The organism is Pseudomonadota bacterium (genome assembly GCA_036141575.1).
GTDB lineage: Bacteria > Pseudomonadota > Alphaproteobacteria > UBA2136 > JAPKEQ01 > JAPKEQ01.
In genome coordinates this window covers 1-19,353 of record JAYZXF010000005.1, presented here as the reverse complement: position 1 = coordinate 19,353, position 19,353 = coordinate 1, and the positions used below count along the sequence as shown (strand labels likewise).

Genomic DNA, 19,353 nt, shown 5'->3' with positions numbered 1-19,353 from the left:
TTATTCGCCGTCTTTCCAGTCGACTCTAAATAGGCTGTGAACACCATCGAATCCTTTGAGGGACACACCTGGTTGTTCAGTGGCTGTGTAGCCGTAAGGTTGAGCTTGTTGCCACGCTTCAGCAGAGAGCGTGATTTCACCGCCTTCAGTATTGGAAAGAACACGCGCAGCCTTGTTAACAGGTGTACCAAAGAGGTCTCCGCCAATGTGAACAGGTTCACCGTAGCTTACACCCATGCGTACTTCAAAGCTTTCAGCCTCATGGTTTGCGTTAAACTCTCTAATCTTCTTTTGCGCAATAATGGCAGCATCAAGGGCATCTTTAACTGTTGCAAATGAGGCCATGATGCCATCACCTGTATGCTTAATTTCACGTCCGCCAGTCACAGACAAGCCTTCGCGTACGGCTTCATTATGTGCGTTAAGAATGCGCATCATCCATGCATCACCACGTGCTTGGTGTTTGGATGTGAAGTCCACAATATCTGTAAAGTAAATGGCCGCCGCGCCATCTTGGTCTGATGTCTCTTCTTGTTGAGATTTCCAGAACTCAAAAGCTTGTTGAAGGTGTAGCTTAAGCTCATCTTCATCGTGTTGTGTGTGGTACTGCTTAGATAGCTGGTAACCCATGTCATACATGTTTGAGTAGCGTGGGTAAGCAAGGTACTCTAGAATGTTTTTATAGCAAGCTATAATGCTCACTTTAGGAACTTCTAGTTTTGAGTTTTGGATAATGTCGCTGATCATCTCAATGAGAACGAGTCTTTTATGATTTTGTGATTGGTGAATATATTCAATGACACCTGAACAAAGCAGGATAATACCAAGTGCAGACTCATCAGGTGCAGACTCATCTTCTTCATTCCAAATGACTTCAACAGCATGGTCAACAATGCTTTGGAGGTGAGCTTGAATAGATGGAATATGATCTTCTTCTTCAGGATCCATAGGCCCTGGACCTGTATCCATTTTTTTTGCAATAATTTTTGCAGCGGTTTCAATAGAAGCGCTTGGGTCAAACTGTGCGAACTTAAAGACAATCAGTGTAGAAACAGCTGTGAAAAGGGCACCGACAAAGGCAGATGTCACATCGTCAAAAATATTGAGGAGCGCCATAAAAATAGCAACTGCAATAATAAGAGCAAGCATGCTGTTACTCATGACTGAGTTCAATTTACTATTGGTCTTTATTGGCCCAAGTTTAGGGTCTGGAGCTGATGGAGCCGTCTTTTTTGCAGTAGATTTGTTGTTGCGCATTGTTTGCTGCATGCTTTGTGTACGCATGTTTTTATGGCCTTCTTTCAGGCTTCTTTGCACAGCATTAAACTCTGGTTGCCCAGAAGAGGTGAACCCATAGAGAACAGATTTTGAGCGGTCATCAATAACAGCAACGCCGGCGTAGGCTTTTTCTTGCTTATAACGAATCGCATCTTGGACAGCTTTTTCAGACTCAGACGGAGAATAGGTAGAGTGAATCTCCCATACGCCTTGTCTTAAAACACATAGATCAATGCTCATATACTATGCTTGTCCTTCTTGTTGCAGTGCGTCTGTAACAGATACTGCCTCTGTTGGTTCTATTTCTGGAATGATATCCCCTGTATTCTCTACTGTATGGGCTCCGGTGTATGTTGTAAATTCATAAATAGGTACGCTAGCTTCTTCGTCTTGAAGGTTGAACTGGAAGCCGTGCTGTTCTGCAACACTTGCAATGCCTTTAGTTACGGCGATGCCGTCGCTATCCATGCTACGATGAATGATATTGAGCTCCTCAATGGCAGGGCCATGAAGGCCTGATTGCGTTTGAATTGGAATACCGTGACTAATGGCAATGCGGATATCAAATTTGCGGCTTGAAACACGTCTACAGAAATTTTGATGCATGAATTGGAGTTCCATGGCAGCGTGCATAGCCGATTCCGGTGTCGTAAAGATGAGAAGGGCACCATCACCTGTACCTTGTATGTACTCACCTTTTTGATGTACTGCAACAGTTTTAGTCATGCGGTTATGGGCGTGAACGACATCTTTTACCCACTTTTCGCCTTTTTCATTGCTTTGAGCCGTGAAGCTCACGATATCTGTAAGCATGATTGAAATTGGCTTAAGGTATGGCAGCTTGGAAAGCTTGGTCGTGTTCTTTTCTTCGTCAACCTCAAAGAATCTTTCAAGGTCGTCATTTTCCCAGGCATTAAAAATACTGAGAAGGTCAATACGCTGTTCCGAGTCATTCAGAATGTTCGCACCATAGGCGCGTCCAATGAGGTACATCAGGTTGTTTTTAGGTTCGGTAAGAATGCGATCCACATGGAGAGCGCAAATAAATGCTTGCTTTTCTGAGAGGCCAAGTTGCTCAAGTGTATGACCAATGGCTTGGTTTCCAATACCGCCTGGAAGGCCTACATGAGAGCAGAGTTTACGACCAATACCACAGATAAGAAGAATAGCTGCAATTTGTAATGTGCCGCGCATAACGCCTTGTTCTGGAAGCCATGCCAGCTGCTTGGCTCGCTCGATGGCTTCAAAGAGGCTTTTTTGTATTTGGTGACGTGCTTGCTCAAAGTCTTCTTCGCCTTCTTCAATATTGTTCCAAAATTGATTGTTGTTGCCATTGCCGTTCTGCTGTGCGTTTTGTGCTGTTGGATTAGGGATATGCCCACCCCCAATTTTAGGGAGAGCGGCATTGGTGTTTTTTAGATTAATCGCTTTTTTCTCATCGCTCTGTCCATGTAGAACTTGCTGCTCTTTTTGAGCGCTTTTTGTAAGTGGGTTTGGTCCATCTTCTGTCTTTGCACCCTGAGGTTTGAATGGGTTTTTCTTTGAGATTTGAGCCGCAGTTGGAATCTCATCTTCCATTTCTAAAATCTCAGGAGGCTCTGTTGTGTCAGTCTCTTTAGGTGTGTTGAACTCTTCTTCTAAGTGTGCTTCAAGCAGGTTTTGGATGTTTCTTTCCTGTGCTGTATCGTCATCGTCTTTTGTTGCTTCATCTGGAAAAGGTGCAGCTTGAGGGTGTGTCGTATCTTTAGGCTTTTGTTCATCTTGCTCTGAAAGCTTTTTACCAGTAATGAGGTAGTAAATAGATTCAATAATCATATCCCAAAACGATTGTGGAGCTTCTTTTCTAGACCCTGCACCTTGGGTTTCAGTTTTCATCTGAGCTGCAGGGCTAGGAGCCGTATTACCAGCATGTGCCGTAGTTTGTTTTTTAGGAGCGCCAATCGTTTTCTTTGCATTAGATTTTTCGCGCATGGTTGGCCGTTCAGCTTTGACGCTTTTTCTAATGTCATAATATGACGGTTTGGGCATGCCTTTGAGTGAAATGTAATAACTTACATGCATTTGTTCTACAGAAAGCACGGCAACAGCCGCGTATCCAGTCTGGATATTTGCAGCTTCTTGAATAGCAATCTTTTCCTGAGATGCGTCGTAAGTACTAATGAGGTCCCAAAACCCATCTCGGAGTGCGCATAGTTCTATCGTGTCACTCATTTCATTTTTAGTTTACGGTACTTTGGTAACTCGCCAAATAAAAAGGGCTTTTATGGTATGTGACGTGGCATATTTACGTCTTGAAATGTGTCGATTTGGACACCATAATAAAAGACATGATGAAAAATATTTTTGTAGCTCTCTTCGTTCTAGCTGTTTCTTCTTTTTCTGCATTGCAGGCTGAAGAAGAAAAGAATCATAAAGTTGTCTTGTTTATGGACCCAACACATTTGATAGCAGGCGGCCCGATGGAGGTAATTCAGTACCTCACTTGGCACCCTGATGTAGACACAAGTGTTGCTCTTAGAGATATTCCAGAAAAAGATCTTGAGAAGTTTAAGCAGATGGTTATGGCTGGAGAAGATGATGAGAGCCCTGAAGAAGAGAGGCTTTTAGAGCGCTGGTTTGATGAAGAAGATAAGCTGAAAAAAGCTGGCTATAGTGATAAAATTAAAGATTTTACGCAAAAGTATAGAAAGATGGAGCTCTCTCACCTTACAGAAGAAGAGCAAGCTGATGCGCGTTTTCAGCCGGTTCTTGATTCTGGAAATAGGCTCGCTAAAAAGTTTAGAGTGAGCAGATATCCAACTATGGTCGTGATTGATACACGTACAAAACGTGTAACAAAATACCCGCTACCATCGAAGTTTTTTGATGCTGTAAAAAGTTTGGATTTCTTATTTAAGACATCTGAAAAGCAGTTTAAAGATGCTAAATAGCTATAGTTTAGAATAAGCCTTAATTTTTTCTTCAACAGCAGTAAGCCCGTTTCTTCTATTCGGTGAAAGGGCTTCTTCCATGCCAGCTTTCTCCAAAAAGTCAGAGGCTGATGTGTTTTGAATGTCAGAGCTGCTTTTTCCATTAAACAGGCACAGTAAAATATAAAGAATGCCTTTGACGATATGGGCATCGCTATCTGCTATGAAATGATGGTTCTCATCTTGTGTCGTGTGAATGAGCCAAACTTTGCTGGTACAGCCTTTAACAAGAGCGCCATCTGTTTTAAGAGCATCTTCCATTGCAGGGAGTTTTTTGCCAAGATCAATAATGTAAGAGTATTTATCCTCCCAATCATCAAAGAGTTCAAAATTCTCTAAAAGCTGCTCTTGTGTTTCAAATGTGCTCACTTGATTTCCTCATTTATTCGGCTCCAAATTATGAGCGTTTTGCTTTTATCGTCAAGTTTTCTGTCTGGAATACAGTTTTTATGTGTTGAATTTATAAAAGTTTGTTATAAATAAGCCATGAACGGCACTGTTAGTGTCTTAAAAACAAACAAAATACTGGATTAAAAACGATGTTTTCTCGTCTAGCTATGGTTGCTGCAGCCACAACTCTTGCAGCGTGTGGCGGCTCTCATGTTGCTATGAATCAATCTGAATTTGAAAAAGAACTTGTTGCAGATTACAAGCCTCTTGCTGAGTACGAAGCTGTACAAGGTGATGTTGTTGATGCGCACTTCTACCGTAAGCGTATTAAAGCGATTATGGCTGGTGATACACCTAAGCCAACAATGGTTGACGCCCGTGAGCTTCCAATGGAAAAAATTGGTGAACTTTCAGAAGGCCGTGCTCTTCTTGTGAAATACCTAGAAGATGGTGCTAAAGAGCGTATGCCTGAGTGGGCTGCTGAAGCACAAGCTAAGTTTGACTGCTGGGCTGAGCAACAAGAAGAAAACTTCCAAAGCGAAGACATTAATGCTTGTCGTGCTGATTTTTACGAAGCAATGCGTCACCTAGCGCCTGCTAAAGTTGCTAAAGTTGTACCTGTGCAGCACATGAAAAGTGCAGCAGCAGTTTACTTTGACCTTGATAGCAGCATGCTCACTGCAGCGGCGAAAAACGAGCTTAAAGTTGTTGCCGAAAAGATTAAAGGCATGAACCCAACAAGCATTATGCTTTCTGGCCACGCTGATACATCTGGTAGCACAATGCACAACGAAAAGCTTTCTGCTAAGCGTGCAGAAACTGTAAGTCGTTTCCTAAAAGAGCAAGGCGTGAACACTGAAATGTTCAAAGTAACATTTACTGGTGAGAAAAAACTGCCTAAGCCAACTGCAGATAACACTGTAGAAGCAGCAAACCGCGTTGTGAACATTACTCTTATTAAGTAATTGTTCTTATAAAAGGGCCCCGCAGAGCGGGGTCTTTTTTATTGTGTGAAGTATAAATATCCGTTAGCGTAAGACATATGAAATACGTACTTATTTTTTCTATTGGGCTGTTTGTGGGAGTAGGACTCTTTACTTTGGCCTTCCAATTTTTCCAGAACCCAGATGTAAAGGCTGATATTGAGATGCTTAAAGAGTATCAAGCGCGTCGTGGTGGGAATCAGCAGCAAGAGCTTATTGTGCCTGAGGGTGCTGATTATAACCAAATGCTTGGTGAACTTACAGGTGGTATGAACGGTGCGACTTCTTCTCTCAATGATGCTGTAAAGGCTGCTGAAGATGATTTGCAAGGTTTTGCTGGTCAGCTACAAGGCGTTCTTGAGTCTTTTAAGGCGCTTATTGGGCAGTTTGAAAAAGACTCTGAGCCTATGCGTCAAAACTTAGAAGATCTTTCTAAGAATCTTGAAAGTGCTTTAACGCCTATTGAGCAAACACAGTAATTAAAGCTGCAATTGCAATAATCTGAGGCAAACTCACAAGAGGGAGGAAGAGGGCAATCTTCCAGCTTTTTGTGGTGTCTTTAAGAATCATCACTTCTGTGTAGTCAGTTGATACTCCAGCCATGAGAAATGCAAAGGCATTACCGGGCGCTTTGGCGCGTGTCAGGATGTCAGCAGCAACAGGGGTTGAGCCTTCAGAACACACTTCAAGAACCGTTGCAAAGAGAACTGTAAGGCCAAGGCCAAGAGCTGTTGGGCCAAAGAGTCCTGCAAATGTTTCGATTGGGAAAACTGCGCGCAAAGTGCTTGCCAGTACAATACCAAACAAGAGCCATTTAATAATGATACGGCTCCCGCTTTTTGCTTCGCTTATAAATGTTTTGAAGAACAGCTTATCAACATGAATGTATCTGTGTAGGTGCGCCATATCCTCCATTAGGTGGATGGGCTCGTGTGTGTCAGGCTTATTGGGGTTTGCTGGGAGTACGCCGCGCTTTACAAAGTGCTCAAAAATAAGACCTGTGATGATACCCACCACCATAGAAAGTCCAATAAACATCATGGTCCAGAAACCACCAATAAGTGACCAAAGAATAACTGTGAGCGAGAGTGAGTTCCATGGGCTCGCCAGAAGGAAAGCCATCACTTGGCCAAGGCTGGCGCCTTTTTGGTAAAGTTTAGCACCCACCATAAGAATACCATGGCTGCACATGTCTAATAGAACACCTGCTGATGTGGCACGTACAATACCTGAAAGTTTGCCACCATCACCAAGTAAATTAAGAACATACTTTTGTGGAATCATACCAATGAACCCAACAAAAATAACACCCATAACAACACCCCACCACATTTGGTGTACAAGGTGATGCACACCGTGTGCGGCTTCCATAAGTCTTGGAAGTTGCTCATCTAAATGAGGCATAAATGCGCCAATGATATATAGGGTTATAACAGCCAAAAGAGAGCCCCATAGAATCAAGTCAGGGCGTTTCTTCTTAGGTGAATTATTAGAGCCGCAGCAGCTTGGTTTTGCGGACTCTTTAGGTGGACAGCAACTATTCATAAAGTAAATGTAACATAGCTTGGAAGAGATGGCATAAAAAAACACACCCCAGTTAAGGGGCGTGTTGAGATCGATTAGTTTATATTGTCAAGGTCAAGATTTTTTGCGATTTGGACTGCTGCTTGATAGGTAGTTTTATCCAAGCGAGGGCCAATTTGGCAAATGACACGAGAAGCCACAAGAGCCCCTGCAAGCAGGGCTTTTCTTGTGTTGGTAGCATCAATGGATAGTGTTGGGTCATATAGGCTCAGAAAGCCTCCAAGAAAACCATCTCCAGCTCCATTGGTATCTAAGAGTTTGCCGGGAAGAGGGGCCGTGCCTGCGGAAATAGCAATTTTGGCTTGTGGGTTATGGTACTCACAGCCATCTTTGCCTTTGGTCACTACACGCGTGGTCTGTGCAATGCACTGCGCGAGCTTTTCATCATGACCGGCACCGTTGATGAGGGCTTCCAGCTCTTCTTCATTGGCAACAAACAAGTCAATGCCATCTTCAATGTGCTGAGCAATGGTGTCATGATACTTGATCACAACATTTTCCGCAGCGAGTGTAATGGCAATTTTGACATCATTTTCACGCGCCAATTCAAGAGCACGATCAACCGCGTCTGTTTGGTCAATAAATAGGTAACCTTCAATCACCAGCATGTCTGCATCAATGATATCATCGGCAAAATCGTCGACAATTTCCGGAGTGATGCGGGTGTTGTAGGGCAGGTTCACAAATGTACGTTGACCGTCAGGGGTAACAAGCACGTAACCTGCTTGGCTCTGTACGTTTTCACCAAAGTTGGTGATCATGGTTTTGACACCCACATCATGCATGCCTTTTGCAAAGGCGTGGCCAGTGGCGTCATTTGCAATGGAGGAGACAAGTGTGGTTGTGACACCTAGGCACCCAAGTGCGTAAGTACTGTTGGCCAAAGAGCCACCAGGCATAGACTTCGCATGTGGGAACATGGCTTCCAGTTTGGTTTGAAGTTCAGGGCTGCCGGCTTGATGGCTACCGCTTTTGAATCCAAGCGTTGCCAGCTCAGCCTCACTAACTTCAACAACAAGGTCCGTTACTGCATTTGCAAGTGTAACAATTTTCATGAAAAAGTTTCCTTGTAGCAAAGAGAAAAGAAGATAGATGAGATATTGTGTGCAACTTATCGTTTAAAAGCGCTGTAAGTCAAGCAAAAACCATTGGGGGAAGCTTTGCTTTATGGTATGGTCTGGTCATGAATTCATTCACACAATTTTTGAAATCATTCTGGGCAAGTTATTTGCTGTTTGTTTTAATGATGACGGTTGCGCTTATTGTACCGCAAATCGGCGCTCTTTCCATTGGTATGGCACAGGATTCTCTTTTAACTGTACAGTTGGTGCCGTACATGTGCGGGCTCTTTTTATTTGGAAGCACGCTCTTTATTTTGAGTGCAGCATTTAAAGCTGTATGGCTTTCCACTGCAGCACGTCTTTTGAGCTTTATTGGAGCAGCTCTCGCTGGTGCAGTTGTATTCACGACTGTTTGGGAAACGCATCAAGTTTTGGAAATTGGTCATTTTGGTATGAGTAACCTATATGAAGTCAGCATCCTTCTGCTGGCTGTAACAGGCTCTTTTGGATTGTGGTTTGAAAGTAAAAAACAGTTTAAAGGCTTTGCGCTGTTTCTTGCGCCGCTTTGGGTTTTTCAGGTGCTTTTTATTATCTGGCTAATGAGCATTAATCAGGCAGGACACAGAGAGCTTCTTCCTGCGCTACAAAGTCAATGGCTGCCATGGCACGTGCTTGCCAACTTTATTGGCTATGGGTGCTTTTTTGTTGCGGCCTCTGCCGGTGTGATGCAGCTGATACGTTCACGTGCTGACAGACTTGGAAAAGAAAGCAGCCTTCCAACAGTAGAAGCCTGCACAGATTTACATTACAGAGCCATTTTGATTGGCTTTCCCGTGTTTAGCCTTGCCATTCTTCTTGGATGCGTTTGGGCATATGAGGCATGGGGCGGATATTGGAGTTGGGACCCTAAAGAAACATGGGCCCTGATTGTTTGGTTAATTTATGGCGGATACTTGCATGCAAGATACACACATTTTGCACGCGGAAATGTACTTGCGTGGTGGACGATTGTCGCCTTTGCCGCTACACTCTTTTGTTACTTAGGTGTGAATATGTTTTTAGATGGCATGCACAGCTATGGCCAACTTGGATAAGGAAAGAAAAATGATGAAAAAGCACGTAACTCTTGCTTTGTGTGCAGTAGCACTTACAGGCTGTTTTGCAGACCCTGAACCAGTAGAGAAAATTGGTACTGTTGAGAACCTATACAATGACGGTATGGATGAGCTCAACACGAAAGAGTGGGACACGGCGATTAACACATTTGAAGAGCTTGAGCGTCAGCACCCTTACAGTGGTTGGGCGACACGCGCACAAATGATGGTGGCGTATGCAGAATTTAGAAAAGGCAACATGGACGAAACTGTCCTAGCCGCTGAGCGTTTTATTCGTGCGCACCCTGGCCATGTTGATCTCCCTTACATGTTTTACCTTGTTGGCCTTGCACACTACCTGCGTATTAGTGATGTGAACCGAGACCAAGCTTTCACAGAGCAAGCGCTTCTTGCGTTTGAAGAGCTTGTACGTCGCTACCCTGATAGCGAATATGCACAGGATGCAAAACTTAAAATTACCTTATGCCAAGACCACCTAGCTGGTAAGGAAATGATGGTTGGCCGTTACTACCAGAGCCAAGGTCGTCATCTTGCGGCTCTTAACCGTTTTAAAGAAGTGATTCAAAAATATGAGCGTACGGCTCAAACACCTGAAGCCCTTTACCGCCTTACAGAAGCTTACCTTTCTATTGGTCTACCGGAAGAAGCGCAAAAGAGTGCATCTGTACTCGGACATAACTTCAATAACTCTGACTGGTACGAAAAAGCGTACGGTCTACTTGTTGAAAGAAACCTTGCTGATGAAGGCGCTCAAGAGAGCTTCTTGAAGAAGATCTTTTAAGGAGACCTCAATGTTAACGCATCTTTCAATTCAAAATATTGGACTGATTGAAAAGCAGGAACTGGATTTCTCTGCTGGCCTAACAACCTTAACAGGGGAAACAGGTGCAGGTAAATCTATGCTAATGGATGCGTTGTCTCTCGCTCTTGGTGAACGTGCAGATTTTTCTCTTATTGCATCAGGTCATGAAAAAGCCGAAGTAACGGCTATCTTTACCAAGCTCCCTAGTACTGTAAAAGAGATTCTTGAGGACATGGGTGTGGAAGAAGAGGGCGAGCTGATTCTGCGCCGTCAGCTTAAGAGTGATAAATCAAGTTCGGCTTGGGCCAATGGAACGCGTGTCACGCAAAGCCAACTGCAGGCACTTGGTGAACACCTGCTAGACCTTCATGGTCAGCATGACAGTACAAGACTTCTTTCTAGTGCCGCACATCTCGATATTTTAGATATGTTTGCAGGCGATACAAAACAACTGAGTTCTTTGAAGAAGGCACACACCTCTTTTGTTGATGCCCAACAAGCGGTAGAGCGTGCGCGTGATCGTATTACCAATCGTGAGCAAGAGCAGGAGCTATTAACAGCTTACGTAAAAGAGCTTGAAGAGCTTGCGCCAAGGAAGGGTGAAGAAGAGACTTTGATGGCTGAGCGTAGTATGCTCATGGCAGCAGAAACAATGGGCAGTGCGCTGAGTGATGCGTCTGGTGTGTTGAGCGATGCAGCCGTGCCTGCGCTTGCTCAGGCAGATAGCCTTCTTTCAAGTGTAACTGGCGTTGAAGGTGAAGAGTGGGATACGCTGACTGAGCGTCTGAGTGCGCTACATGCAGAAGCAGATGATGTCATGCGTGATCTGTCTCGTATGGCTGAGCGTACAGAGCCAAACCCTGCTCGCCTTGAAGAAGTTGATGATCGTTTGCATAGCCTGCGTACCATTGCACGTAAACACCGCGTAGAAGTGACAGAGCTTGAAGAGCTTTTACCAAAGCTTCAATCAGATTTAGATGGCCTTGAAACACTGGGTCAGGATATTGCAACACTAGAACGTCATGTTGAAAAAGCATTTGATGTTTATGAAGATGCTTGTAGAAAACGCAGTACCATTCGTGGCCTTGCTGGACAGAAGCTTTCAGCTGAAGTTGAGCATTCGCTTCAGCACCTCAATATGAAGGGCAGCCGTTTTGCTGTAGAGCTTGAGCGTATGGATAAAAATAGCTGGAATGCAAAAGGTGCTGATAAGGTGACCTTTATGCTATCTACGGCGCCTCAGTCTCCATTACAGCCGTTGTCTAAAGTGGCATCGGGTGGTGAGATGTCTCGCCTCATGCTGGCATTAAAGAAAGTCTTTTATGCCAACTTGCCTTCTATGACTCTTATTCTTGATGAGATCGATACAGGGATTGGTGGCGCGACGGCGGATAAAGTCGGCGAAGCGATGAAGCAAATGAGCGGCCAACATCAGATTCTGACTATTACTCACCAGCCTCAAGCTGCAAGTAAAGCTGATACACATCTCTATATTGAAAAATCTGATGTTAGCGGCCGTATGGTGACCTCTGTGCGCGCGCTTTCTAAAGACGAACGTGTGGATGAACTTGCACGTATGCTTTCTGGTGCGGAGGTAACTTCTGAAGCGAAAAAGGCAGCTGAAAAACTGCTGAGTGCAGGTTAACAATGGACCTGTTTGATTCTGCTGAAATTTCTCTAGATAAAACGCAAACGGCGAAAAAACGTATTGATGATTTGCGTTTTGATATTATGCGTCATAACGCGCTTTACCATACGGAAGACGCACCAGAGATTTCTGATGCTGAGTACGACCTTTTGGTTGGGGAGCTTGAGAAATTAGAAGAGCAATACCCGCAATTCAAAAGTAAAAATAGCCCAACACAAAAGGCAGGCGCAGCGCCAAAGCGCGGCTTTGAAACATGTGCTCATAAAGTGCCTATGCTGTCTCTTTCTAATGCATTTAGTGATGAGGATATGAAAGAGTTTGTGATTCGCATTCAGAAGTTTCTCGGTAAAGACGAGTTCATTCCTTTATATGGAGAGCTGAAGATTGATGGTGTGTCTTGTGCCTTGCACTATGAGGGTGGCAAGCTTGTTAAAGCACTGACGCGTGGAGATGGTAAAGTTGGTGAAGTCATTACTGAAAACGTGATGACGATTTCTGATATCCCTAAAGACCTGCCAGAGGACTTTCCTCAGGATATTGAGGTGCGTGGTGAAGTCTATATGCGCGATGATGAGTTTGAGGAACTTAATGCTTCTCAAACTGAAAAGGGTTCTAAGGTTTTTGCCAATGCGCGTAATGCGGCAGCAGGATCACTTAGGCAGCTAGATAGTAAAGTTACGGCAGAGCGTCCACTTAAGTTTTTTGCCTATAGCCTCATTGGTAAAAGTGATACTTACGCGAGCCACTCTGAAGAAATGAGCTTGCTTGGTGAGGCTTGTTTTACGCTTCCACCGGAAGCTGAATTGATTGAAAGCGAAGAAGCACTTTACAAACACTACCAACGTATTTCAGAAAAGCGCTCAGATCTTGGTTTTGGGATTGATGGACTTGTTTATAAAGTTGATGACTTGAAACTTCAAGACCGTTTAGGGTTTGTTGCAAAAGCCCCGCGCTGGGCGATTGCAAGGAAGTTTCCTGCAGAACAAGTGACGACGGTTCTCAAGGATATTGAAATTCAAGTTGGTCGTACAGGTGTGTTAACACCTCGTGCCGTACTTGAGCCTGCAAAAGTAGGTGGTGTAACAGTGAGTCATGCCACGCTGCATAATGAAGACTATGTTAAAGATTTAGATATTCGTATTGGCGATACTGTGTTTGTAGAACGTGCAGGGGATGTGATTCCAAAAGTACGTTCGGTTGTTGAGGCAAAACGCCCTGATGATACAGTGCCATTTGAAATGCCAAAAGAGTGCCCTGTTTGCGGGAGTCATGCTGTACGCCCAGAAGGTGAGGCGGCAACGCGTTGTATTAACCATCTGGACTGCCCTGCTCAGGTGGAAGCTGGGATTATTTATGCGGCTTCTAAAGGTGTATTTGATATTGATGGCTTGGGTGAAAAACAGATTCAGCTATTTATGGAAAAAGGCTGGCTGAAACGTGTTCCTGATATCTTTAAACTTAAAGAACATGAGCATGAAATGAAACAGATGGACGGCTTTGGTGATAAGTCAGTTGATAACCTTCTCGCTTCTATTGATACAGCAAGAAGGGTTGATATGCCGCGCTTTATCGCTGGATTGGGCATCCCAATGGTGGGCGCTCAGGTGGCAACGCTTATGGCTGAAGTTTACGGCTCATGGTCTGAACTTCAAAGCATCATGAAAGAAGATGTGCAGAAGCTTGAGTCTATCGATGGTATTGGCCCAAAGATGGTGGAGAACATTCACTTGTTTATGGATGAGCCACATAATGTAGCTTTACTTGATGCCTACGCTGAAGCAGGTGTGGTTGTTGAAGACTATAATGCGCCTGAGCGCACTGAAAGTGAACTGACTGGTAAGACGGTTGTTCTGACAGGTACACTTACGACGATGACTCGTACAGAGGCAAAGGCGCGTTTGCAGGCTATGGGCGCTAAGGTCAGTGGATCCATTAGTGCTTCAACAGATGTACTTATTGCAGGTGAGAAAGCCGGCTCTAAACTTAAAAAAGCTGAAAGCCTTGGTGTAGAGGTTTGGGGGGAAGATAAACTGCAGGCGTTTTTAGGGTAGAGATTATTATCAATGAGTAAGGGAGGCCTGTAAGGCTTCTTTTTTATGTTGTGAGAGATATAGAAATGAAAATGGAGGTGCCTAATCCTGCCCAATGGAAAAGGTCACCTCCGTCGATATGGGTTGTGTAATAGAGCGAACTTCCCTCTTACGACTTTTATTATTATTATGTCGCATGTGTTCGGCCTATATCAAAATTTAGCAACTATTTGTTATTGTTATTTCTGCTAATTTTTAAAAGTTTGTCCATTAAAACGGTAGTGATGAACTTTGTCCATCAAGGGTATTTATAGTGTAGGAAACTCTGCCTAAATCAGCAATCAAAAAAGCATAAAAAAGGTCAATTTTTACCACAATATATTGAATACACAAGCTGGCTGTGGCTTTGGGAACACTACATGTAGTGGTATGCAATTATATGTGCCTGTGGATAAAATTGATTGTTTTGAGGGCTCTGTTTGGGGATAAGTTGAAGTTCTTTTTAAGAATCAATTGGTTCTTTGTTGTCTTGCTCTGCCATATGTAAAACACGCTGCGGGAACGGGATCTCAATACCATCTTGTTTGAAGCGCTTCCAGATATCCATAAACACCATACCTTTGATGTTGGCGATACCTTCTTCTGGGTCAACAATCCAAAAACGGAGTAGGAAGTTTACGCTGCTATCTGCAAAAGCAGTGATAAAGCATACAGGGTTAGGAGTTGTGAGAACGCGAGGGTTTTCCTTAATGGTTTCAAGAAGGGCTTCGCGCACTTTTTCCATATCGCTATCGTATGAAACACCAACCTCAACCTCTAGGCGGACCTTGCGGTTGTTGTAACTCCAGTTGACTACCTCATATGTCATGAGGTTTTCATTTGGAATAAGAACTTCTGTACCATTACGTTTGCGCATAACAACGTAGCGGGCACGCAGAGCAATGATTTGACCAAGGTGTTCACCAATGGTGAGGACATCACCAGGTTTTACAGATTTATCGGTTACCAAAATGATGCCACTAATGAAGTTAGAGACAATTTTCTGTAAACCAAAACCAATACCAATACCAAGAGCACCACCAAAGAAGGCAAACATAGAGAGGTCAATACCAACAAGGTTTAAGGTGATGAGGGAACCAAAGACAATACCTGCAATATTCACCATTTTTGTAATCAGCGTGCGCGCACTTGGCGTAATGTGAAGGCTTCTTTGCATGAAGGTATCAACAATCTGAGTAAAGGTACTTACACTCCAAATAAGGATAATGAAAATACCGGTAACCTTAATCACGCTCCAAAGAGAGAGTTTAGCTTCACCAGCAGTAAAACTTGCGCTATCTAAAAATTGAATAATCGGATCGAGTTTATCTGTCACCATGAGGGCGAGCATGGCCCAGAGAGACAAGATAATCGCACGTCTAAAGGCAGGGTTTAGGGTGCTGCTTTTAAAGAAGCTTGGAATAAGCCAGGCAGCTGTACCCATAATGGCAATATCAATATAAACGGCGCCATGGCCTAGGGCAGTAGAAATTGTGCGGCAAATGGCAAGCAAGACAAGGAATGAAATCAGCTTGATTTGGCCGCTAATAGAGGCTTCTAGAGCTGGCCAACGGCTCAGGAAGGCCTTGAAAGGTGTAAAGACAATCTTTCTTGCGATGAGAAACATGGCAAGAATAATCAGAACCTGTAGTGCTACTGGAATGAGAGAGATAATTGTTTCTTCATGCTGCTGCCAGAAGTCTGACTTAACCGCAAAGCGGCGCCATTGCATGTCTATATCTTTAATAAAATTATTCCAGAGTTCCATAGACTCAAGTATGACAGAAGTTTTTAAAAATACCAAACCCTGCTCATAAAAAGCAGGGTTGTTGGATCGATTTTAAAGGGGGTTATGGCGTGAGGATCACTGCCACTCTTGCCCGATCATAGCAATGATGTTTGGATCTTGCTCCTGGTGGCGTTTCAGAGTTTCGGTCCATTCTTCAATTTCAGCGCCCATCATCTGCGTGGTTTCGCGAATCATATTATTGCGCGCGCTTTGAGGAATGTTGAGGCTGTTCACCAGAGAAATAAACTGGGTCAGGTGGTAAGGCTTATTACCGCCGGGATCACGAAATTTGTCCTGAGACATAGAAAGCTCCTAAAGTTTAAAGAGGCAGAACACCTCATAGAAAACGGCAGACATATTTAAATCCTCTAGACCCTACCGATGCAGCTTTGGACTGTCAAATGAAAAGCCCCTCTTCAAAAAGAGGGGCTTTAAAAGGTTGAGCGTGCTTATGCTGCTTTTGCACCTTCGAGAACTTCTTGAAGTTCACCGTCTTGGTACATTTCTGTGCAGATATCGCAACCACCAATAAACTCACCGTTTACGTACAGTTGAGGAATTGTTGGCCAGTTAGAGAACTCTTTAATGCCTTCACGGATGTTATCGTCTTCTAGCACGTTGAAGCTTGTAAACTCTGCACCGCATAGGTTTAGAATTTTAACAACCTGTGCACTGAATCCGCACATTGGCATATCTTTTTCACCCTTCATGAAAAGCATGATTGGGTTTTCTTTGATCATTGTTTCGATCTGTGTTCTTGCATCCATAATTTAAATCCTTAATCTTAAGAAAGTTCAATGCCGCGCTCTTTGGCTTGCGCTGGCGTCAGGGTTGTTAGGCCAAGAGCATGAAGTGGGCCATTAAAAGCATCACCAAGTGCTGCATACACATCGCGGTGGCGTGCAACACGTGTTTTACCTTCAAAGCTTTCACACACAACAACGGCGCTAAAATGCACGTCGTCTGGGCTTTCTACTTGAATCCATGCCTCTGGCAATGCAGAGGTTAGAGATTTCTTTACATCGTCTACTGTCATCATCATGAGATTAATTTAGGAGAAAAGTACCTAAAATTCAAGAATCTTGTACGATATTCTTTTTAAACCACGCAGCAAAGTCTAGTAGGGCCGTTCCCCAAAACTGTTGTTCATAGGTTCTGTCTTTATCTCGGAGTTGAGATAGGGTTTCGTTTTCGCCATCTGGAATATAAAACTGGTCATGCCAGCGGCCTGACTGCCCTGCAGCATTTTGTGCAATTATACCTGTAGACCCTCCAGAGAAGATAATAGGCTCTTTATTGGGTTCACAGTATGCAAAACAATGCTCAAGACGTGCTTTTCGGTTTGTTTGCGTCTTCATGAGTTCTAAGAATTTCTCAGTACCGATTTGTTTGTCAAAGTATGCATTATACGGCCCAGGAAGCCCTCCGAGGCACTCAATATAAAGGCCTGAATCTGACTTAAGGCTTGCAATCCCCAGCTTATCTGCAGCATATTTTGCACTAAAGGCCGCAACTTCTGCGCATGTCTTTGCTTGTATTTCTAAAACTTCAAAGTTTGGATCAATGATATCAATTTGAATAGATGGTTCATCTTTAAAGAAAAACTCTAACTCTGCTTTCTTGTGAAGGTTGCCAGTGACGTAGGTAAGTTTTGTCATTAAATTTTGCCGTTCTCAGCAAAGCTGTAGTGGCCTTTTTTACCGATGATCAGGTGGTCATGAAGTGTGATGTCCATAATCATGCCGGCTTGGGCAATACGCATGGTGACTTCTTCATCTTCTAGGCTTGGCGTAATATCTCCACTTGGGTGGTTATGAGCAATAATAAGGCTTGATGCGCCATGGGCTAGAGCTTTACGGATCACTTCTTTCGGGTAAACAGCTGAGCCTGTTGTTGAGCCTTTAAATAAGGTTTCATCTGCAATAAGGCCGTTTTTTGCATCAAAGAAGAGGGCGTGAAATTCTTCATGTTTGAGAGTATCCATGCGGGCATGAAGATACTGAATGACCGCATCAATGTTATTCATATGCGGTTTTTCTTGCAGTTTAGATTTACTGGTATGAACACCTAGCGCGTTACAGAGAATAAGCAAAGAGGCGACATGATCACCAATGCCGTCAACTTCAACCAGTTCATGTTTTTCAGCTTCAAAGACTTTAGCAAGAGAGCCGAAATGGAGAATGAGGCCTTTTGCAATGGGTTTTACGTCTCGACGTGGAATAGCGTAAGTGAGGAGGAGTTCTAAAAGTTCATAGTCGGCAAGGCCGTCAGCACCAAGGGAGGCAAAACGATCTTTAAGGCGCGCACGGTGGCCTTCAAAGTGGTTCTTTTGCTCTTTGACTTTTAATGCTTTCATAAGAGGGAGTATTGCACAATTTAAAGTGTATCAAAAGAAAATCCCCGCTACTTGAGCGAGGATTTTTTTAAAGGTCTAAGTTATCTGTGTAGCCTTCAGGGGATTTGGTGAGGATATCTGCACCACCTTCAGTAACTGCAATTGTGTGCTCGTACTGGGCGCTGTTTTTGCGATCCTTAGTGCGCACTGTCCAATCATCTTCCATCACGTCTCCATCCCATGTACCAATGTTAATCATCGGTTCAATGGTAAAGGTTGTGCCTTTACGCAGGCGGATGTGCTGACGCGGATCACCACTGTAGTAGTGAAGAACCATTGGATCCTCGTGGAATACACGGCCAAGGCCATGGCCGCAGTAATCACGGACAACCCCATATCCTAACGCTTCGGCTTTGGTTTGAATTGTCTTACCAATGTCGTCCAAGTAGCTGCCGCTTTTTACAGTTTTGATGGCATCCATCATGCATTCGTATGTTGTACGGAGTAGTTGTTTGTTCTCTTCAGTAATCCTGCCCACTGGATACATGCGAGACGTATCACCATGGAACCCATCAAGAATAGCCGTAACATCAATGTTAACAATATCGCCTTCTTGCAGAATATCTTTTTCAGAAGGGATGCCGTGGCAGATCACATCGTTGATGCTTGTGCAGCAAGATTTTGGAAACCCTCTGTAGCCAAGAGTGGCAGGCTTTGCATTATGACGGGTCATGAACTCATGGCAAAGCTGATCAATTTTCTCAGTGCTAATGCCTGGCTTAATGTGAGGTGTAATCATATCTAATGTGCGTGCAGCTAGCTCACCAGCCGCAGCCATTTTTTTCAGTTCTACAGAGTTTTTTGGTTTGATTCTCAAAATATAGCCTCAAATCGTTTCTTTAAGTTCATTTTTCCAGTTTATTGCGCTGCACTTTGCTGATGTATATCATATACACAGCGCTTCATTGTTCTCATAAACAGCAAAACTAAACCTTAAATCGCTTCGCTGAATTCAATTTGAGTTCAATATTTGTATTAAACCTTAATTGGAATTTCTTTATCAATAATAATTTCAGTTGGGCTGATGCGAACTTTCATGCAAACAGCTTCAACGCCTTCTTTTAGCACAGTTCTAAATGTTTCGCCATAGACCTTGTCGATCTCATCTGCAACGCTGAATTCTTCGCAGTCTGAACGATTACAAAGGAAAACCATAACCGCACGGTGTCCTTGCTTCACCATTTCAGCAAGCTCATTTAGGTGCTTGGTGCCACGAGAGGTCACAGCATCTGGGAAGAGGGCGGTCGTGCCTTCTGCAAGTGTTGTATTT

Annotated in this window: 20 protein-coding genes; 7 read left to right on the top strand and 13 right to left on the bottom strand. The window is 43.7% G+C overall.

Going from position 1 to position 19,353, the window contains the following annotated elements:
• Both VX730_02930 and VX730_02925 read right to left on the bottom strand, forming a co-directional pair.
• Positions 1-1,518, bottom strand: a complete 1,518-nt coding sequence (locus tag VX730_02930; GenBank protein ID MEC9291334.1) for an adenylate/guanylate cyclase domain-containing protein — start codon at positions 1,516-1,518, stop codon at positions 1-3.
• 3 nt (positions 1,519-1,521) lie between these two features.
• Positions 1,522-3,489 (bottom strand): adenylate/guanylate cyclase domain-containing protein, encoded by a 1,968-nt coding sequence (locus VX730_02925; GenBank protein MEC9291333.1) that lies wholly within the window; start codon positions 3,487-3,489, stop codon positions 1,522-1,524.
• A 116-nt stretch (positions 3,490-3,605) separates the two neighbouring features.
• On the opposite strand from VX730_02925, the gene VX730_02920 reads away from it, so the two are divergent.
• Positions 3,606-4,208 carry a hypothetical protein gene (locus VX730_02920; GenBank protein MEC9291332.1) on the top strand — a complete coding sequence of 201 codons (603 nt, stop codon included), beginning with the start codon at positions 3,606-3,608 and terminating at the stop codon, positions 4,206-4,208.
• Here VX730_02920 and VX730_02915 read toward each other — a convergent pair whose 3' ends face one another.
• A complete protein-coding gene (locus VX730_02915; GenBank protein MEC9291331.1) occupies positions 4,209-4,616 on the bottom strand; it encodes a SufE family protein in 408 nt (135 codons plus the stop codon). It lies immediately after the preceding gene.
• Positions 4,617-4,786: 170 nt separating this feature from the next.
• Here VX730_02915 and VX730_02910 point away from each other — a divergent pair, with 170 nt between their 5' ends.
• Positions 4,787-5,602 (top strand): OmpA family protein, encoded by an 816-nt coding sequence (locus VX730_02910; protein ID MEC9291330.1) that lies wholly within the window; start codon positions 4,787-4,789, stop codon positions 5,600-5,602.
• 77 nt (positions 5,603-5,679) lie between these two features.
• Positions 5,680-6,099, top strand: a complete 420-nt coding sequence (locus VX730_02905) for a hypothetical protein (protein MEC9291329.1) — start codon at positions 5,680-5,682, stop codon at positions 6,097-6,099.
• Here VX730_02905 and VX730_02900 read toward each other — a convergent pair.
• Both VX730_02900 and VX730_02895 read right to left on the bottom strand, forming a co-directional pair.
• Positions 6,080-7,060 (bottom strand): permease, encoded by a 981-nt coding sequence (locus VX730_02900; protein MEC9291328.1) that lies wholly within the window; start codon positions 7,058-7,060, stop codon positions 6,080-6,082. The two genes, VX730_02905 and VX730_02900, sit on opposite strands and share 20 nt — an antisense overlap.
• Before the next feature lie 179 nt (positions 7,061-7,239).
• Complete coding sequence (locus VX730_02895; GenBank protein MEC9291327.1) at positions 7,240-8,259, bottom strand: adenosine kinase; 1,020 nt, start codon at positions 8,257-8,259, stop codon at positions 7,240-7,242.
• A gap of 128 nt (positions 8,260-8,387) precedes the next feature.
• Here VX730_02895 and ccsB point away from each other — a divergent pair, with 128 nt between their 5' ends.
• The 4 genes from ccsB to ligA are packed head-to-tail and all read left to right on the top strand — an operon-like array spanning position 8,388 to position 13,881.
• Positions 8,388-9,359, top strand: a complete 972-nt coding sequence (ccsB, locus tag VX730_02890; GenBank protein ID MEC9291326.1) for a c-type cytochrome biogenesis protein CcsB — start codon at positions 8,388-8,390, stop codon at positions 9,357-9,359.
• A 10-nt stretch (positions 9,360-9,369) separates the two neighbouring features.
• The gene (locus VX730_02885) at positions 9,370-10,161 is read left to right on the top strand and encodes an outer membrane protein assembly factor BamD (protein ID MEC9291325.1); all 792 of its coding nucleotides are present in this window, start codon (positions 9,370-9,372) and stop codon (positions 10,159-10,161) included.
• 10 nt (positions 10,162-10,171) lie between these two features.
• The gene (gene recN, locus VX730_02880; GenBank protein MEC9291324.1) at positions 10,172-11,827 is read left to right on the top strand and encodes a DNA repair protein RecN; all 1,656 of its coding nucleotides are present in this window, start codon (positions 10,172-10,174) and stop codon (positions 11,825-11,827) included.
• 2 nt (positions 11,828-11,829) lie between these two features.
• Complete coding sequence (gene ligA / locus VX730_02875) at positions 11,830-13,881, top strand: NAD-dependent DNA ligase LigA (protein ID MEC9291323.1); 2,052 nt, start codon at positions 11,830-11,832, stop codon at positions 13,879-13,881.
• A gap of 481 nt (positions 13,882-14,362) precedes the next feature.
• Here ligA and VX730_02870 read toward each other — a convergent pair whose 3' ends face one another.
• The 8 genes from VX730_02870 to VX730_02835 all read right to left on the bottom strand — a co-directional run.
• The gene (locus VX730_02870) at positions 14,363-15,667 is read right to left on the bottom strand and encodes a mechanosensitive ion channel domain-containing protein (GenBank protein ID MEC9291322.1); all 1,305 of its coding nucleotides are present in this window, start codon (positions 15,665-15,667) and stop codon (positions 14,363-14,365) included.
• A gap of 96 nt (positions 15,668-15,763) precedes the next feature.
• The gene (locus VX730_02865; protein MEC9291321.1) at positions 15,764-15,991 is read right to left on the bottom strand and encodes a hypothetical protein; all 228 of its coding nucleotides are present in this window, start codon (positions 15,989-15,991) and stop codon (positions 15,764-15,766) included.
• A gap of 146 nt (positions 15,992-16,137) precedes the next feature.
• On the bottom strand, positions 16,138-16,458 hold the full coding sequence (grxD, locus tag VX730_02860) for a Grx4 family monothiol glutaredoxin (protein MEC9291320.1): 321 nt from the start codon (positions 16,456-16,458) through the stop codon (positions 16,138-16,140).
• A 14-nt stretch (positions 16,459-16,472) separates the two neighbouring features.
• Entirely contained in the window at positions 16,473-16,730 is a 258-nt protein-coding gene (locus VX730_02855; protein MEC9291319.1) for a BolA family protein, read from the bottom strand.
• 31 nt (positions 16,731-16,761) lie between these two features.
• Positions 16,762-17,346 carry a non-canonical purine NTP pyrophosphatase gene (locus VX730_02850; protein ID MEC9291318.1) on the bottom strand — a complete coding sequence of 195 codons (585 nt, stop codon included), beginning with the start codon at positions 17,344-17,346 and terminating at the stop codon, positions 16,762-16,764.
• A complete protein-coding gene (radC, locus tag VX730_02845; GenBank protein MEC9291317.1) occupies positions 17,346-18,044 on the bottom strand; it encodes a DNA repair protein RadC in 699 nt (232 codons plus the stop codon). Before radC ends, VX730_02850 begins: the two co-directional genes overlap by 1 nt.
• A gap of 67 nt (positions 18,045-18,111) precedes the next feature.
• Entirely contained in the window at positions 18,112-18,900 is a 789-nt protein-coding gene (gene map, locus VX730_02840) for a type I methionyl aminopeptidase (protein MEC9291316.1), read from the bottom strand.
• A gap of 158 nt (positions 18,901-19,058) precedes the next feature.
• A partial coding sequence (locus tag VX730_02835; GenBank protein MEC9291315.1) for a DNA/RNA nuclease SfsA occupies positions 19,059-19,353 on the bottom strand: 295 nt, incomplete at its 5' end.

What these genes read in the sequence shown, in the direction of transcription:
- VX730_02930 (MEC9291334.1), bottom strand. Translation starts at nt 1,518, where the DNA reads ATGAGCATTGATCTATGTGTTTTAAGACAAGGCGTATGGGAGATTCAC.
- VX730_02925 (MEC9291333.1), bottom strand. Translation starts at nt 3,489, where the DNA reads ATGAGTGACACGATAGAACTATGCGCACTCCGAGATGGGTTTTGGGAC.
- VX730_02920 (MEC9291332.1), top strand. Translation starts at nt 3,606, where the DNA reads ATGATGAAAAATATTTTTGTAGCTCTCTTCGTTCTAGCTGTTTCTTCT.
- VX730_02910 (MEC9291330.1), top strand. Translation starts at nt 4,787, where the DNA reads ATGTTTTCTCGTCTAGCTATGGTTGCTGCAGCCACAACTCTTGCAGCG.
- VX730_02905 (MEC9291329.1), top strand. Translation starts at nt 5,680, where the DNA reads ATGAAATACGTACTTATTTTTTCTATTGGGCTGTTTGTGGGAGTAGGA.
- VX730_02895 (MEC9291327.1), bottom strand. Translation starts at nt 8,259, where the DNA reads ATGAAAATTGTTACACTTGCAAATGCAGTAACGGACCTTGTTGTTGAA.
- ccsB (MEC9291326.1), top strand. Translation starts at nt 8,388, where the DNA reads ATGAATTCATTCACACAATTTTTGAAATCATTCTGGGCAAGTTATTTG.
- VX730_02885 (MEC9291325.1), top strand. Translation starts at nt 9,370, where the DNA reads ATGATGAAAAAGCACGTAACTCTTGCTTTGTGTGCAGTAGCACTTACA.
- recN (MEC9291324.1), top strand. Translation starts at nt 10,172, where the DNA reads ATGTTAACGCATCTTTCAATTCAAAATATTGGACTGATTGAAAAGCAG.
- ligA (MEC9291323.1), top strand. Translation starts at nt 11,830, where the DNA reads ATGGACCTGTTTGATTCTGCTGAAATTTCTCTAGATAAAACGCAAACG.
- VX730_02870 (MEC9291322.1), bottom strand. Translation starts at nt 15,667, where the DNA reads ATGGAACTCTGGAATAATTTTATTAAAGATATAGACATGCAATGGCGC.
- VX730_02865 (MEC9291321.1), bottom strand. Translation starts at nt 15,991, where the DNA reads ATGTCTCAGGACAAATTTCGTGATCCCGGCGGTAATAAGCCTTACCAC.
- VX730_02855 (MEC9291319.1), bottom strand. Translation starts at nt 16,730, where the DNA reads ATGATGATGACAGTAGACGATGTAAAGAAATCTCTAACCTCTGCATTG.
- VX730_02850 (MEC9291318.1), bottom strand. Translation starts at nt 17,346, where the DNA reads ATGACAAAACTTACCTACGTCACTGGCAACCTTCACAAGAAAGCAGAG.
- radC (MEC9291317.1), bottom strand. Translation starts at nt 18,044, where the DNA reads ATGAAAGCATTAAAAGTCAAAGAGCAAAAGAACCACTTTGAAGGCCAC.